Here is a 14,179-nt window from a genome sequence, read left to right on the forward strand (position 1 = left end):
CCTTCACTCTGCTTTTCGCTAACTGTTATGAAGGTTAAACCTTCCATCAAGGGGAAGGTCAAGGGGGAAATGTGAATATCAGCGATGTTGCGAAAAAAACCGGTTTAACCAGCAAAGCGATTCGCTTTTATGAGGAAAAAGGGCTGGTGACGCCACCGTTGCGCAGTGAGAACGGCTACCGCAGCTATACGCAGCTGCATCTTGATGAACTGACGTTACTGCGCCAGGCAAGACAGGTAGGATTTAACCTTGAGGAGTGCGGCGAGCTGGTTAACCTGTTTAACGATCCGAAACGCCACAGTGCCGACGTGAAAAAACGTACGCTGGAAAAAGTGGCGGAGATCGAACGCCATATCATCGAATTACAGGCGATGCGTGAGCAACTGTTACAGCTGGCAGAATCCTGCCCGGGAGATGACAGCGCCGAGTGCCCGATTATCGACAATCTTTCCGGCTGCTGCCACCGTAAAACCCACGCCTAACAGGCTTTAACCCGCAGGGTAATACCTTCCACCGCGATGACCTCAACCCGCGTGCCGGCGCTGAGGTCATCATCGGCCACCACCGGCCACGAACTGTCCCCCACGCGCATATGACCGCGTCCGTTTATTAGCGTGTTATCAAGCGTAAAGCGTTTACCCACGATCTGCTGCCCACGCTGGTTGAGATGCGCGTCGACCGGCTTCTGCGCCTTCACCCGTTTGTTCAGCCAGCGCCACCACAGCCAGGCGGCCAGCAGCGTCAGCACGGCAAACAGCGCGCCCTGCCACTCCCAGCCGACAGGCAGCAGCCAGACGACCAGCCCGGTAATCACCGCGGCAACCCCGCTCCACAGCAGATAACCGTTGCCGCCAAGCATCTCGGCGGCCAGCAGCAGTCCGCCAAGGCTTAGCCAGAACGCATGAGGATGTGCAACGATGAGCTCAATCATTTTTTACGCTCGTTTCCGCCGTCTTTGATCAGTTCGGCAATTCCGGCGATAGACCCCATCAGGCTGCTGGCATCCAGCGGCATCATTACCACTTTGCTGTTGTTCGCGGAGCCGATCTCCTTCAGCGCATCGGTATATTTTTGTGCGACGAAGTAGTTCACGGCCTGGATATCCCCGGCGGCAATCGCCTCGGAGACCATTTGCGTCGCGCGGGCTTCCGCTTCTGCCGAACGTTCACGCGCTTCCGCCTGGAGGAAGGCAGACTGACGGTCGCCCTCGGCTTTCAGGATCTGCGACTGTTTTTCCCCTTCCGCTTTCAGGATTTCAGCCTGACGCACCCCTTCGGCTTCAAGAATATAGGCACGCTTGGTACGCTCGGCCTTCATCTGCGCGTTCATGGAAGCAATCAGCTCTGCCGGTGGGCGCACGTCGCGGATCTCAATGCGTGTCACTTTGATCCCCCACGGATTGGTGGCTTCATCCACAATGTGCAGCAGGCGGGTATTAATGCTGTCGCGCTGGGAGAGCATTTCATCCAGCTCCATCGAGCCAAGCACGGTACGGATGTTGGTCATGGTCAGGTTGACGATCGCCAGCTCCAGGTTGCTCACCTCATAGGCCGCTTTTGGCGCATCAATCACCTGAATAAAGCACACCGCATCGATGGTGACGTTGGCGTTATCCTTGGAGATGACTTCCTGAGAAGGGATATCCAGCACCTGCTCCATCATGTTGATCTTGCGCCCAATTCTGTCCATGAACGGGACGATCAGGCTTAAACCCGGCTGAAGGGTATTGGTGTAGCGACCGAAGCGTTCGACGGTCCACTGGTAACCCTGCGGGACAATTTTGACGCCTGCGCCCACGATAACCAGCGCAACGAAAATAAGGACAGGAACAACGATGAGCATAAAAACCTCCTGTTTTGCATGCCGTAACGAGAAAACTGCGTATTTGTTGAACGTAAGTATATCGGCTAACGAACAGGATTTCGCCCCTGTAAAGAGGTGGGAACCGGACTGGCAGAAATAAAACGCCCCGTTCGGGATGCGGGGCGCAAAGCGTTACTTTTCAGACCAGGTATAGCTGAAGTCAGTGATAAACCCATCCCCGGCGTCAGCGATGGCTTTTGATAAGCCCTGATAGTATTTTTCCAGGCCGATGGCCTCTATCTGCTGGATCTGCTCGCGAACGGGAGCGCAGAACAATACCGCATTGCCCGCCCCGACACGTTTGTTGTTCGGCGGCAGATCGCCAGTAATCGCTTTAAACCAGGTTCTGATCCCTTGCTTTAAGTTGTGCGGCGCTTTTGTAAGATCCTCCTGGCCGGTCAGCACCTGTAGGGTAGGGAATTCATTAGCATTGACGGCGGTTTTCATACGCGCAAAGAACGCGGTAAAAAGCTCAAAAGAGCCGAGATCCGTAACGCGAGGCTTGGTAGTTTTTCCGTTTTTATTGCCCATTTTTCCGGCAGGGGCTGTAGGTGCCGGAACCACATTGACCTTATGCAGATCCAGACCAAACAGCAGATTGCAGTGCGCCCGGCGCTCTTTAAGCGGGTAGGACATCAGCACGTCAATAAACGCCGTCGCCTTCACATCGGCCAGGTCATGGTTAATCAGCCATTGCGAGCGGGCAAATTCCGCAGGGGAAACGAACCAGTCAGGCACCTCAGTAAAGCGTCTGGATTTACCCTTGCCGTCAAACTCGAGAAAGTAAGCCCCATCATCAAAAGCAAAATAGCAGTTTTTAAAGCTACCGATTGTGGTGTTAACGATGAGCGCCTTCTTAACAAAATCGACCACCTCTGCACCCATGACAAAACGCGTGAGTTCAGAAGAATTGATGACTTCCATTAATGTTTCCACATCAGGAACACCAGGCTTCAGGGAGGAGAACTCATAAAAGATATGTGTCATGTTGCTGACTTCCTGTAGTGATAGAGGTGACAATAAACAGGCAAAAAGTTTAACACTTGCTATAGGTTAAGGCTATTCGCGCTGCGTAGCGGAAAGGATTATGCTAAAGGCTCTTCTTATCACAGCGGTTAATGGAATCGGAATGAATAATAAAAAAAATCTTCTGGATATCAGGGATGTTGGCTTTCGTGTGGGTGATAACACCATCCTTCAGCACGTCGATTTTTGTCTCTCTCCGGGCGAATTTAAACTGATAACCGGTCCCTCCGGCTGCGGCAAAAGCACCCTCCTGAAAATCGTGGCTTCGCTACTGAGCCCAACGGAGGGAACCATCCTGTTTGCAGGAAAAGATATCGCCACGCTTTCACCGGAAAGCTATCGCCAGCAGGTGTCATACTGCGTGCAAACGCCGTCCCTGTTTGGCGACACGGTGTACGACAATCTGGTTTTCCCCTGGCACATCCGCAACCAAACGCCTGATCCGAAAAAGTTTACCGACGATCTGACCCGGTTCGGGCTTTCGCCGGAGACGCTGACCAAATCGATCGCCGAACTGTCGGGAGGGGAAAAGCAGCGCGTCTCGCTGATCCGTAACCTGCAATTCTTGCCGAAGGCGCTGTTGCTGGACGAAATCACCAGCGCGCTGGATGACGCTAACAAGCGCAACGTCAATGACATTATCCATCGCTACGCCCGGGAGCAGAATATTGCCGTGCTGTGGGTGACGCATGATTCAAATGAAATTACCCATGCGGATGATGTCATCACGCTCAGGCCGCAGGGCGGGAAAATGGAGGAGGCTCACCGTGGGTGAACATAACATAACTAACGAATCGCTGGCGCTGTCGATGGTCCTGGTGCTGGTGGCGATTGTGGTCAGCTACCGGGAAAAGCTGGGGCTGGAAAAAGATATTCTTTGGAGTATCGCCCGCGCGGTCATTCAGCTCATCATCGTCGGCTATGTGCTGAAATACATCTTCAACGTCAATCATGCCGTGCTGACCCTGTTGATGGTGCTGTTTATCTGCTTTAACGCGGCATGGAACGCGCAGAAACGCAGTAAATACATCGATAAAGCGTTCATTTCGTCGTTGATCGCCATCACTACCGGGACCGCGTTAACGCTGGCTGTGCTGGTGCTTTCCGGCTCGATAGAATTTACACCGATGCAGGTGATCCCCATTTCCGGGATGATTGCGGGCAATGCGATGGTGGCGGTCGGGTTGTGCTACAACAATCTGGGGCAACGGTTCAGCAGTGAACGGCAGCAGCTTCAGGAGAAGCTAAGCCTTGGCGCGACGCCGAAGGTGGCCTCGGCGAGGTTGATCCGCGACAGCATTCGCTCTTCGCTGATCCCAACGGTGGATTCCGCCAAAACGGTGGGGCTGGTGAGCCTGCCGGGCATGATGTCGGGGCTGATTTTTGCCGGTATCGATCCGGTAAAAGCCATTAAATACCAGATTATGGTGACGTTTATGCTGCTCTCTACGGCGAGCCTGTCCACCATCATTGCCTGCTACCTGACCTATCGGAAGTTTTACAACGCTCGCCACCAGCTGGTGGTGACGCAGTTGAAAAAGACGGGGTAATATCTGCTTTTGTAGGCCCGGTAAGCATTAGCGCCACCGGGCATTTTTTTGCTAGTAGAGCAACGCGTACAGCTGACGACGATATTTCGACGCCAGCGCGTCACCGGTACCCAGCGCGGCCAGGATCTCCTGGAACATCTTCCGAGCCTGTCCGTCTGCGGCGCCCAGGTCCTTCTGAAGATGGCTAAACAGCAGCTCCAGCGCCTCTTCGTTACGCCCCACCTGGTGAAGCTGAAGCGCCAGCTGGCTTGCCAGCGCGGCATCTTCCGGTTTGTCTGCAACCTGCTGCTGAAGCTGCTGAATTTCAGGGGTATCGGCCGCCTGTTTCAGCAGGTCAATCTGCGCCACCAGACCCTGATAACGGGTATCCTGATCCTGCATCGGCACCGTTTTCAGCACGGCTTCCGCGTCTTCAGGGCGGTGCAGCGCAATCTGGGTCTCTGCCAGCAGCAGACCAATCTGGCTGTTCTGGTTCGACAGCTGCCACGCGTCTTTTAACAGCGGCAGCGCCTCGTCGTACTTGCCTTCCTGCATCAGCGCCATGGCTTCCTGCGCTTTCAGCTCTTCTTCGCGCGGCAGGACTTTATCCAGCAGGGCGCGGATCGCCTCTTCTGGCTGCGGCCCCTGGAAGCCATCCACCGGCTGACCGTTCTGGAACAGGTAGACGGTGGGGATCGCACGCAGGCCAAACTGGGAAGCCACCATCGGTTCGGCGTCACAATCCAGCTTCGCCAGAATGAACTGACCGTTGTACTGCGCGGCAAGGCTTTCCAGGACCGGCGTCAGTTGCAGGCAGTGTTGGCTGCGTTCAGACCAGAAGTAGAACAGCACCGGTTTAGTCATTGACTGTTCGAGCGTCTGTTGCAGGTTAGCTTCAGTTATGTTGACGATATTCTGTACGGACATGCGGCATTCTCTTTTATCGGTTTACTCTTTACATGGGGGTAAGCGTGGTCGCTTCAACTCAACCCTGCAAAATTTTGTCCATCATCCGCCCCGGCAGCAGGCGTTTCAACCAGCCGACGGCATGGGTCACCAGCGTGACCGGATAGCGCATTTTAGGGGTATCGCTCTCAAACGCGTGGCGCACTTTGGCAACGACGGCTTCTGGCCCAAGCGTAAAACGCGCCGCGATGCCGGGATTTTCGACCGGTTTGTCCGCCTGCGTCTGGTTAACGTTTTCCGTAAAGCGGGTGCGGATCGGGCCGGGTTCAATCAGGCTGACCTTAATACCGCTGTGGTGCAGCTCCATGCGCAACGCATCGGACCAGGCTTCAAGCGCATATTTACTGGCAGCGTAAGCCCCGCGGCCCGGCGTGGAGATCAGGCCCATCACCGAGGAGGTCATGACAATCCGCCCTTCGCCGTGCGGCAGCATGGCCGGGAGAAGGCGCATGGTAAGCTGATGCGCCCCGAAAAAGTTTGCGGAGAACTGCTGCTCCAGCTGTTCCCGTGAGAGAGTCTGTAGCGGGCCGTACACGCCGTAGCCCGCATTGTTGAACAGACCGTAAAGACGGTTGTTGGTCAGGGCGATAACCTCATCGGCGGCCTGCTCTACGCTCTCTGGCGAATCGAGATCCAGCAGAATGCCGGTAAATCCCAGCCCTCGCATGCGTTCGACATCCTCGGGTTTGCGGCAGGCTGCCAGCACCCAAAACCCCTGACGTTTCAGTTCAAGGGCGCTTTCAAGGCCAATTCCGCTGGAACATCCTGTTATTAAGACCGATTTTTGCATAACTTTACCTGTCAGGTTCTCAGCTGTTTGACGAGTCATGTTTTACTAAAGGAGCCAGCCGGGTTGCCATCCAGTCGGCAATAAACGGCTGGGCATCGCGATTGGGGTGAATGCCATCATCCTGCATCCACTGGGGTTTCAGATAGACCTCTTCCATGAAAAATGGCAGCAGCGGAATATCAAACTCTTTGGCAAGCTTAGGATAGATCGCGCTAAACGCCTCATTATACCGACGGCCGTAGTTAGCGGGCAGGCGAATTTGCATCAGCAGCGGCTGGGCATTGGCGGCCTTAATGGTCTGCAAAATGGTCCGCAGCGTTTGCTCCGTTTGCTGAGGCTGGAAGCCGCGCAAACCATCATTACCGCCCAGTTCGACCAGCACCCAACGCGGTTGATGCTGCTTAAGCAGGGCAGGCAGGCGCGATAAGCCTTGCTGCGACGTATCGCCGCTGATGCTGCCGTTCACGACAGAGGCCCGGGACTGCCATTTATCATTGAGCAGGGCGGGCCAGGCCGCACTGGCGGCCATACGATAGCCCGCGCTCAGGCTGTCGCCCAGAATCAATAACGTGTCCGCAGCCGCCGCGCGGAAGGTCATCAGCATCAAAAACAGGAAGGGCAAATGCCAGCGGAAAACATTGTTGAAGTTCATCGTCTTAAGAAGTCCGTCGGTCAGGGGGAACACGAGCTTTCCATCCTCACCGGAGTTGAACTCGTTGTCAAACGTGCCGAAACCATCGCCCTGATTGGTGAATCCGGTTCCGGTAAGTCCACGCTGCTGGCCATTCTCGCCGGTCTGGACGATGGCAGCAGTGGGGAAGTGAACCTGGTCGGCCAGCCCCTCCACGCGCTTGATGAAGAGGCCCGCGCCGCGCTGCGAGCCCGGCATATCGGGTTTGTCTTTCAGTCATTCATGCTGATCCCGACGCTGAACGCGCTGGAAAACGTTGAGCTACCTGGCCTGCTGCGCGGTGAAAATACCCGTGAAAGCCGCGATCACGCGAAGGCGTTGCTGGAACAGCTGGGGCTGGGAAAACGTCTCGACCACCTTCCGGCACAGCTTTCCGGCGGTGAGCAGCAGCGCGTGGCGCTGGCCAGGGCGTTTAACGGGCGCCCGGAAGTGCTGTTTGCCGATGAGCCAACGGGCAATCTCGACCGTAAAACCGGGGACAAAATTGCCGATCTGCTGTTTTCCCTCAACCGCGAGCACGGCACCACGCTGATTCTGGTTACCCACGACCCGCAGCTGGCCGCCCGCTGCGACCGCCGCCTGCGGCTGGTGAACGGTATTCTTCAGGAGGAAGCATGATTGCCCGCTGGTTCTGGCGCGAGTGGCGCTCGCCCTCGCTGCTGATTGTCTGGCTGGCGTTGAGCCTGGCGGTGGCCTGCGTGCTGGCGCTCGGTAGCGTCAGCGATCGTATGGAGAAAGGGCTTAGCCAGCAGAGTCGGGAATTTATGGCCGGGGACCGGGCTCTGCAAAGTTCTCGCCCCGTGCCGCCGGGCTGGATTGAGGAAGCGCGCACAGAGGGGCTGAAAGTAGGGGAGCAGATCACCTTTCAGACCATGACCTTTGCGGGCGACACGCCGCAGCTTGCCAGCGTAAAAGCCGTGGATGACATCTACCCGATGTACGGTGACTTACAAACCAGCCCGCCGGGGCTAAAACCGACGGCCGGTACGGTCCTGCTGGCATCGCGACTGATGGCGCTGTTGAACCTGAAACCCGGCGACAGTATCGATGTCGGCGACGCGACACTCAAAATTGCCGGGGAAGTGGTGCAGGAGCCCGACTCCGGATTTAATCCGTTCCAGCTTGCGCCGCGCCTGCTGATGAACACCGCGGATGTGGCGAAAACCCACGCCGTCCAGCCGGGAAGCCGTGTCACCTGGCGGTATAAGTTTGGCGGAACGCCAGCTCAGCTGGAGGCGTACGAAAAATGGCTCCTGCCGCAGCTCAAGCCGGAACACCGCTGGTACGGGCTGGAGCAGGATGACGGGGCGCTCGGCAAATCTCTTGAGCGTTCTCAGCAGTTCCTGCTGCTGTCGGCGCTGTTAACCCTGCTGCTTGCCATTGCGGCGGTTGCCGTGGCGATGGGGCACTACTGCCGCAGCCGTTACGATCTGGTGGCGATCCTCAAAACCCTCGGCGCGGGCCGCGCGCAACTGCGCAAGCTGATTGTCGGCCAGTGGCTGATGGTGCTGGCGCTGTCGGCTCTGACCGGCGGGGCGATAGGGCTGCTGTTTGAAAAGCTTCTGATGGTGCTGCTCAAACCGGTACTGCCCGCCGCATTACCGCCTGCCAGCCTCTGGCCGTGGCTGTGGGCAATCGGCGCGATGACGACGATCTCCCTGCTGGTGGGGTTACGCCCGTACCGACTGCTGCTCGCCACCCAGCCGCTGCGCGTGCTGCGCCGCGATGTGGTGGCCAGCGTTTGGCCGCTGAAGTTCTACCTGCCGGTGATTATTGCGGTGGCGGTCGGGCTGCTGGCCTGGCTGATGGGCGGCAGTACGCTGCTGTGGGCGGTGCTGGCGGGCGCGGTGGTGCTGGCGCTGCTGTGCGGCGTAGTGGGCTGGATACTGCTTAATGTGCTGAGAAAGCTGACAGTTAAATCACTTTCCATACGGTTAGCGGTTAACCGACTGCTGCACCAGCCGTGGTCTACCCTCAGCCAGCTCTCGGCATTTTCGCTGTCGTTTATGCTGCTGGCGCTTCTGCTGGTGCTGCGCGGGGATCTGCTGGATCGCTGGCAGCAGCAGCTTCCGCCAGAAAGCCCGAACTATTTCCTGATCAACATCGCGCCCGAGCAGGTGACGCCGCTGAAGGGCTTCCTGTCCGAGCATCACATTATTCCCGAGTCGTTCTATCCGATCGTGCGCGCCCGACTGACGCAGATCAACGGCCAGTCGACGGAGGGAAATAAGGATGAATCGCTCAACCGCGAACTCAACCTGACCTGGCAGGCGAAACGTCCGGACCATAACCCGATCGTTGCTGGCACCTGGCCGCCGAAAGCGGGGGAAGTGTCGATGGAGGAGGGGCTGGCGACACGCCTGAACGTGAACCTCGGCGACAGCGTGACCTTCACCGGTGATACCCAGGATTTCACCGCCAAAGTTACCAGCCTGCGTAAAGTGGACTGGGAAAGCCTGCGGCCAAACTTCTTCTTCATCTTCCCGCCGGGTGCGCTGGACGGACAGCCCCAGAGCTGGCTCACCAGCTTCCGCTGGGAAAACGGCAACGGCATGCTGACGCAGCTTAACCGGGAATTTCCGACGGTGAGCCTGCTGGATATTGGCGCGATCCTTAAACAGGTCGGGCAGGTGCTGGAGCAGGTAAGCCGCGCGCTGGAGGTGATGGTGGTGCTGGTGACGATCTGTGGCATATTGCTGCTGCTGGCGCAGGTGCAGGTCGGCATGCGTCAGCGTCATCAGGAGCTGGTTGTCTACCGCACGCTGGGGGCCAGTAAACGGCTGCTGCGCGCCACGCTGTGGAGCGAATTTGCCCTGCTCGGGCTGGTGGCGGGCCTGGTGGCGGCCATCGGGGCGGAAACGGCGCTGGCGGTACTCCAGAGCAAAGTCTTCGACTTCCCGTGGGAGCCCGACTGGCGGCTGTGGCTCACGCTGCCCGTCTGCGGCGCCGTGCTGCTGTCCCTGTGCGGCGGCTGGCTCGGATCCCGGCTGTTGAAAGGTAAAGCGCTATTCCGCCAGTTTGTCAGCTAGTTTACTGACGTGATGATGACGCACCGGCATTTCTGCTGGTGCGTCATTGCTTAACGGCACAAATCGTTAATGCCCCTGCATTTAGTAGCACAAAACATTAAAAACCCGCCCACACAGCCCGAATTTTTCCGGTTAATATTCACCAGCTAAATATTTAGCAGCGTGTCTATCAAGGAAAAAGAATGACTATAAGAAAAACAGCGCTGGCGACAACGATCGGCGCAGCAGTGGCATTGGCTTCTTTCGCATCCCAGGCGGAAATCACTCTTCTGAAACAGGATCCGCAGGCGGGTAACCCGCTGAGCCGCCTGAACTTCACCGTTGGCGGTAGTATTCGTCCTCAGTTCCAGAACATGACCGGCGATGACGGCAAAAACGGCTACAAGCGCAACGGCTTTGACGGCGGTACCCGCTTCCGTTTCGCGGCAGACTACTACCTGTTCGATGACATCAGCTGGATCACTTACTACGAGCTGGGTGTGAACATTCCGGCGCAGTTTAACTGGGATAACCACTACGCCGACGGCGCGCACGATACTTCACGCCGTATGCTCTACACCGGTCTGAAGAGCGACACCTGGGGTACGCTGACCTTCGGCCAGCAGAACAGCGTGTACTATGACGTGGTGGGCGCAAAAACCGATATCTGGGACTACGACATGATTGGTCAGGCGCCAGGTAACGGGATTAATGGCGACTACGACGGCTCTTACCGTTCACGCCAGATGCTGAAGTACAAGAAAACCGTGGGCGATGCTGACATCTACGCCTCTTACCTGTTTGAAGACAGCGAATACCTGCCGGGCAACGGCCTGCGCTACAAGCGTAAAGGCGGCGGTTCACTGGGTATCGATTATCACCTGACCACCGATCTGACCTGGGGCGCAGCGTGGAACTACACCCGCGCGGACATGCGTAACCCGGACAACGGCGACAGCAAATCCTACGACCAGAACATCCTTGGTACCGCCCTGAGCTGGACGCCGGATAACTGGACCTTCTCCGCAGGCGGCGGCTGGTATCAAAACTTCCTGACCACCAAAAAAGTGTCCGTTAACGACTACTTCGCCGGTGATGCATGGGGTATTGAATACTTTGCGGGTTACAAGTTCCCTGTTGGTCAGTATGCGGTGAAATCCATCCAGCCGTACTTCATGGGCGACCGTATCGAGTACGTGAATGGCCGTAACTACCAGCGCATCGACAACGGTGTGGGTATCAGCTTCCAGCTGGATTACGGTTTCCGCGTGGATTACGAACACGTGTTCACCTCCAGCACCGACAACCTGGGCGACATGAACCTGGTGCGTCTGCGTTACGACTTCTAAGTTGTCATGTAGGGTGCGGCCTGATGCCCTCACCCTGACCCTCTCCCACGGGGAGAGGGAAAAAACATTAAAAACGGCAACCCAGGTTGCCGTTTTGCTTTTACCTCGCCACCCGGCTTTATTTTTCAGCGATCGAGCCACTCAGCAATTTCTTCGTACGTCCCGCGATACACAATCTTCTCCGCCTTTTTCTCCAGCTGATAGCCGTACATCGGGTCGTAATAATCCTTCAGCAGCGGCACAAGCCAGCTGAAGTGCGCGTCAGTGCTGCCAGTACGCTGTTGCTCGACAAGCGCGGCATCCAGCAGGGCGGTAAATTCCGCGAAGCGTTGCAGTCCCAGACGGCGACGAATGGCGTACAGGCCGTGATGCAGATATTCGCTATACGCTTTCCAGCCCGCTTTCTCGCCGTAGGCAGCAGAAAAATCGGCCCACATATGGTCGAAATACTCTTCGCGCAGGCGCTCCAGGCGGACTTCAAAGGGGTCTTCGACGACAACGACAGGGGCGTCAACCATGCGGTCGCGCAGGCATTCCGGCAGGTGGTTAGAGCCAATCATCCGGCCTTCATCTTCCAGCACCCAGCGCGCGGCGTCTTTTTTTAGCAGTTCGACGGCAAGGTGATTTTCAAAACTGGCCTGGGAAAGCTGCGGGGTGAGCGTGCGACCAAATGATGAGCCGCGATGGTGCGCCAGCCCTTCCAGATCGATGCCCTGCGCATGCTGCTTAACCAGCAGCGTTTTACCGTTTCCGGTACAGCCGCCGATAAGCACCATCGGTTTTTGTGACTGCTCAATGGTCACCTGAATCGCCGTCTGACGCAGGGCCTTATAGCCGCCGCGGATCAGCGGATAATCGATTCCCGCCTCTTTCAGCCAGGCCTGGGAGATGTGTGAGCGCTGGCCACCGCGCGCGCAGCAAAGGTAGCCCTCAGGATGGGCCAGGCTGGCTTCCCGCCAGGCGTTGATGCGCGCCTCTCGCGTCTCGCCGTTGACCAGGCTATGGCCGAGCGCCAGCGCGGCGTCCGGACCCTGGCGTTTATAGCAGGTGCCGACGGCGGCACGCTCGTCGTCGTTCATTAAGGGCAGGTTGAGTGCGGCGGGCATCGCACCCTGGGCAAATTCGATCGGCGCGCGAACGTCGATTAAAGGGGTATCGGACGCGAGGATCGCGCGATAGTCCGTTCCATCGTTCATGGTGATTCCAGAAGAAAACTGAGCAGCAATGGGCGGGAATTGTACGCCGGGGAAGGGGAAGGTCAACTCCCCGGCGGGGGATACTTACTTCAGTTTTGACTGCGCCCAGACAATGCCGCTCGCGTATTCTGGCGGCAGCAGGGGAACAATCGCTTCCAGCGTAGCGCTCAGGCGGTCCGTGTCGGTATCGTTCAGGTTCAGGTGGCCGACCTTACGCCCCGGACGTACCTCTTTGTCGTACCAGTGCAGGTGCACCAGCGGCAGCTTCAGCCAGTTGTAGTTCAGATCGGTGCCGATCAGGTTGATCATCACCGACGGGCTGGTCACCACCGGCTGCGGCAGCGGCAGGTCAGTGATGGCGCGCAGGTGCAGCTCGAACTGGCTGATGGAGGCGCCGTTTTGCGTCCAGTGACCGCTGTTGTGCACGCGCGGCGCAAGTTCGTTGATCAGCAGACCCGACGGCGTGACGAAACACTCCATCGCCATTACGCCCACATAGCCCAGCTCATGCATGATGGCAGAGAGCATTTCTTCCGCCTGCGCCTGCTGGTCAGCATTGGCCTGCGGGAAGGCGACGCTGGTGCGCAGAATCCCGTCCTGATGCAGGTTATGCGTTAGCGGGTAAAAAACGGTGTGCCCGTCATGCCCGCGCGCGCCCACCAGCGACACTTCACCGCTAAAGTTAATGCCCTGCTCAACGATGCACTCGCCGTAGCAGTCATCCGGCAGCTCGGCGGTGTCGTTCGCGCGCAGGCGCCACTGCCCGCGGCCGTCGTAGCCGCCGACGCGACGCTTCACAATCGCCAGGTCTCCCAGCATCGCAAAGACGTCATCCCATTCGCGCTTATCGGAAAGCAGCTGCCACGGCGCGGTCGCGAGGCCGAGCTTGTCGAAAAGCTGTTTTTGCGTCAGGCGGTCGGCAATGATCGGAAACACGTCGCGGTTTACAAAGGCGTTATGGCGCGCCAGCTCGCGGGTCAGGGCGGTTTCCGGCCAGCGTTCAATTTCGGCGGTGATCACGCTCTGGTGGAACGGCACGGCTTCCGGCTCGGCATCCAGCCCGACGGGCCAGACGGCAATACCCAGCGGCTCACCGGCCTGACGCAGCATCCGGCCAAGCTGACCATTACCAAGAACGCAAACCTGCTTCATGCTGCACCCCGCGGATCCGGGTTATCCAGCACCTCGTCGGTCTGGGCTTTACGCCACTCCGCCAGACGCTGATGTAACTCTTTATCATGCGTCGCCAGGATCTGCGCGGCCAGCAGGGCGGCATTTGCCGCACCCGCTTTACCAATCGCCAGCGTACCGACAGGAATACCGCGCGGCATCTGGACGATAGAGTAAAGGCTATCAACCCCGCTTAACGCGGCGCTTTGCACGGGAACACCCAGTACCGGCACCAGCGTTTTGGCGGCAATCATGCCCGGCAGATGTGCTGCGCCGCCCGCACCGGCAATGATCACCTCGTAACCGTTCTCTTCGGCGCTTTCGGCGAAGCTGAACAGTTTATCCGGCGTACGGTGCGCGGAAACCACTTCGACGTGGTGCGGAACATTCAGGATTTCAAAGATTTCGGCGGCGAACTGCATGGTAGCCCAGTCGCTTTTGGACCCCATCACGATGGCGACACGCGCCGGATTATTGCGGGAAGACATGCGTCTTAAAACTCCTGTGGTGCGGAACACACTGCTTTCGAGGGCACAGAGAATAGCATGTAATACCGGCAAGGAAAACGGTTGCGTGGTCGGGAAATGGGCG

15 protein-coding genes are annotated in these 14,179 nt (G+C 57.7%); 6 read left to right on the top strand and 9 right to left on the bottom strand.

Features of this window, described 5'->3' with window-relative positions; all coding sequences use genetic code 11:
* The first annotated feature begins 71 nt into the window (after positions 1 to 71).
* On the top strand, positions 72 to 482 hold the full coding sequence (gene cueR, locus SK47_RS04785; RefSeq protein WP_017383222.1) for a Cu(I)-responsive transcriptional regulator: 411 nt from the start codon (positions 72 to 74) through the stop codon (positions 480 to 482).
* Here cueR and SK47_RS04790 read toward each other — a convergent pair.
* The 3 genes from SK47_RS04790 to SK47_RS04800 form a co-directional block, all read right to left on the bottom strand.
* Positions 479 to 931 carry an NfeD family protein gene (locus SK47_RS04790; RefSeq protein ID WP_022650512.1) on the bottom strand — a complete coding sequence of 151 codons (453 nt, stop codon included), beginning with the start codon at positions 929 to 931 and terminating at the stop codon, positions 479 to 481. The genes cueR and SK47_RS04790 overlap by 4 nt on opposite strands.
* Positions 928 to 1,842 carry an SPFH domain-containing protein gene (locus tag SK47_RS04795; RefSeq protein WP_003858941.1) on the bottom strand — a complete coding sequence of 305 codons (915 nt, stop codon included), beginning with the start codon at positions 1,840 to 1,842 and terminating at the stop codon, positions 928 to 930. The genes SK47_RS04790 and SK47_RS04795 overlap by 4 nt, the downstream gene beginning before the upstream one ends.
* Before the next feature lie 153 nt (positions 1,843 to 1,995).
* Positions 1,996 to 2,850, bottom strand: coding sequence for a hypothetical protein (locus SK47_RS04800; RefSeq protein WP_023324252.1), 855 nt, complete (start codon positions 2,848 to 2,850; stop codon positions 1,996 to 1,998).
* 142 nt (positions 2,851 to 2,992) lie between these two features.
* Here SK47_RS04800 and fetA point away from each other — a divergent pair, with 142 nt between their 5' ends.
* Complete coding sequence (gene fetA, locus SK47_RS04805; protein WP_015571235.1) at positions 2,993 to 3,664, top strand: iron efflux ABC transporter ATP-binding subunit FetA; 672 nt, start codon at positions 2,993 to 2,995, stop codon at positions 3,662 to 3,664.
* Positions 3,657 to 4,439 carry an iron efflux ABC transporter permease subunit FetB gene (gene fetB / locus SK47_RS04810; protein ID WP_023324253.1) on the top strand — a complete coding sequence of 261 codons (783 nt, stop codon included), beginning with the start codon at positions 3,657 to 3,659 and terminating at the stop codon, positions 4,437 to 4,439. The genes fetA and fetB overlap by 8 nt, the downstream gene beginning before the upstream one ends.
* Before the next feature lie 51 nt (positions 4,440 to 4,490).
* Here fetB and SK47_RS04815 read toward each other — a convergent pair whose 3' ends face one another.
* From SK47_RS04815 to tesA, 3 genes are read right to left on the bottom strand one after another with little or no spacing between them, the layout of a single operon-like run.
* A complete protein-coding gene (locus SK47_RS04815; RefSeq protein WP_048243556.1) occupies positions 4,491 to 5,345 on the bottom strand; it encodes a co-chaperone YbbN in 855 nt (284 codons plus the stop codon).
* A 58-nt stretch (positions 5,346 to 5,403) separates the two neighbouring features.
* Positions 5,404 to 6,213: an SDR family oxidoreductase gene (locus SK47_RS04820; protein ID WP_156172552.1), complete on the bottom strand. Its 810-nt coding sequence runs from the start codon at positions 6,211 to 6,213 to the stop codon at positions 5,404 to 5,406.
* The gene (gene tesA, locus SK47_RS04825; protein ID WP_003858933.1) at positions 6,194 to 6,826 is read right to left on the bottom strand and encodes a multifunctional acyl-CoA thioesterase I/protease I/lysophospholipase L1; all 633 of its coding nucleotides are present in this window, start codon (positions 6,824 to 6,826) and stop codon (positions 6,194 to 6,196) included. The genes SK47_RS04820 and tesA overlap by 20 nt, the downstream gene beginning before the upstream one ends.
* On the opposite strand from tesA, the gene ybbA reads away from it, so the two are divergent.
* From ybbA to SK47_RS04840, 3 genes are all read left to right on the top strand, one after another.
* Positions 6,797 to 7,483 carry a putative ABC transporter ATP-binding protein YbbA gene (ybbA, locus tag SK47_RS04830; RefSeq protein ID WP_023315548.1) on the top strand — a complete coding sequence of 229 codons (687 nt, stop codon included), beginning with the start codon at positions 6,797 to 6,799 and terminating at the stop codon, positions 7,481 to 7,483. The two genes, tesA and ybbA, sit on opposite strands and share 30 nt — an antisense overlap.
* Entirely contained in the window at positions 7,480 to 9,894 is a 2,415-nt protein-coding gene (gene ybbP / locus SK47_RS04835) for a putative ABC transporter permease subunit YbbP (RefSeq protein WP_045346981.1), read from the top strand. Before ybbA ends, ybbP begins: the two co-directional genes overlap by 4 nt.
* A 182-nt stretch (positions 9,895 to 10,076) precedes the next feature.
* Complete coding sequence (locus tag SK47_RS04840) at positions 10,077 to 11,222, top strand: porin (protein ID WP_022650515.1); 1,146 nt, start codon at positions 10,077 to 10,079, stop codon at positions 11,220 to 11,222.
* A gap of 125 nt (positions 11,223 to 11,347) precedes the next feature.
* On the opposite strand, the gene mnmH is transcribed toward SK47_RS04840, so the two are convergent.
* From mnmH to purE, 3 genes are all read right to left on the bottom strand, one after another.
* The gene (gene mnmH / locus SK47_RS04845) at positions 11,348 to 12,418 is read right to left on the bottom strand and encodes a tRNA 2-selenouridine(34) synthase MnmH (protein WP_022650516.1); all 1,071 of its coding nucleotides are present in this window, start codon (positions 12,416 to 12,418) and stop codon (positions 11,348 to 11,350) included.
* An 84-nt stretch (positions 12,419 to 12,502) separates the two neighbouring features.
* A complete protein-coding gene (gene purK / locus SK47_RS04850) occupies positions 12,503 to 13,570 on the bottom strand; it encodes a 5-(carboxyamino)imidazole ribonucleotide synthase (RefSeq protein ID WP_003858922.1) in 1,068 nt (355 codons plus the stop codon).
* The gene (gene purE, locus SK47_RS04855; RefSeq protein ID WP_003858921.1) at positions 13,567 to 14,076 is read right to left on the bottom strand and encodes a 5-(carboxyamino)imidazole ribonucleotide mutase; all 510 of its coding nucleotides are present in this window, start codon (positions 14,074 to 14,076) and stop codon (positions 13,567 to 13,569) included. The genes purK and purE overlap by 4 nt, the downstream gene beginning before the upstream one ends.
* Positions 14,077 to 14,179 lie beyond the last annotated feature (103 nt).

It is taken from the genome of Enterobacter sp. BWH52 (assembly GCF_001037565.1).
Lineage (GTDB): Bacteria > Pseudomonadota > Gammaproteobacteria > Enterobacterales > Enterobacteriaceae > Enterobacter > Enterobacter hormaechei_C.

Bases quoted from the DNA above. Each gene is read 5' to 3' on its own strand.
- SK47_RS04790 (WP_022650512.1), bottom strand. From the start codon at position 931: ATGATTGAGCTCATCGTTGCACATCCTCATGCGTTCTGGCTAAGCCTT.
- SK47_RS04795 (WP_003858941.1), bottom strand. From the start codon at position 1,842: ATGCTCATCGTTGTTCCTGTCCTTATTTTCGTTGCGCTGGTTATCGTG.
- SK47_RS04800 (WP_023324252.1), bottom strand. From the start codon at position 2,850: ATGACACATATCTTTTATGAGTTCTCCTCCCTGAAGCCTGGTGTTCCT.
- fetA (WP_015571235.1), top strand. From the start codon at position 2,993: ATGAATAATAAAAAAAATCTTCTGGATATCAGGGATGTTGGCTTTCGT.
- SK47_RS04815 (WP_048243556.1), bottom strand. From the start codon at position 5,345: ATGTCCGTACAGAATATCGTCAACATAACTGAAGCTAACCTGCAACAG.
- SK47_RS04820 (WP_156172552.1), bottom strand. From the start codon at position 6,213: ATGACTCGTCAAACAGCTGAGAACCTGACAGGTAAAGTTATGCAAAAA.
- ybbA (WP_023315548.1), top strand. From the start codon at position 6,797: ATGCCAGCGGAAAACATTGTTGAAGTTCATCGTCTTAAGAAGTCCGTC.
- tesA (WP_003858933.1), bottom strand. From the start codon at position 6,826: ATGAACTTCAACAATGTTTTCCGCTGGCATTTGCCCTTCCTGTTTTTG.
- ybbP (WP_045346981.1), top strand. From the start codon at position 7,480: ATGATTGCCCGCTGGTTCTGGCGCGAGTGGCGCTCGCCCTCGCTGCTG.
- SK47_RS04840 (WP_022650515.1), top strand. From the start codon at position 10,077: ATGACTATAAGAAAAACAGCGCTGGCGACAACGATCGGCGCAGCAGTG.
- mnmH (WP_022650516.1), bottom strand. From the start codon at position 12,418: ATGAACGATGGAACGGACTATCGCGCGATCCTCGCGTCCGATACCCCT.
- purK (WP_003858922.1), bottom strand. From the start codon at position 13,570: ATGAAGCAGGTTTGCGTTCTTGGTAATGGTCAGCTTGGCCGGATGCTG.
- purE (WP_003858921.1), bottom strand. From the start codon at position 14,076: ATGTCTTCCCGCAATAATCCGGCGCGTGTCGCCATCGTGATGGGGTCC.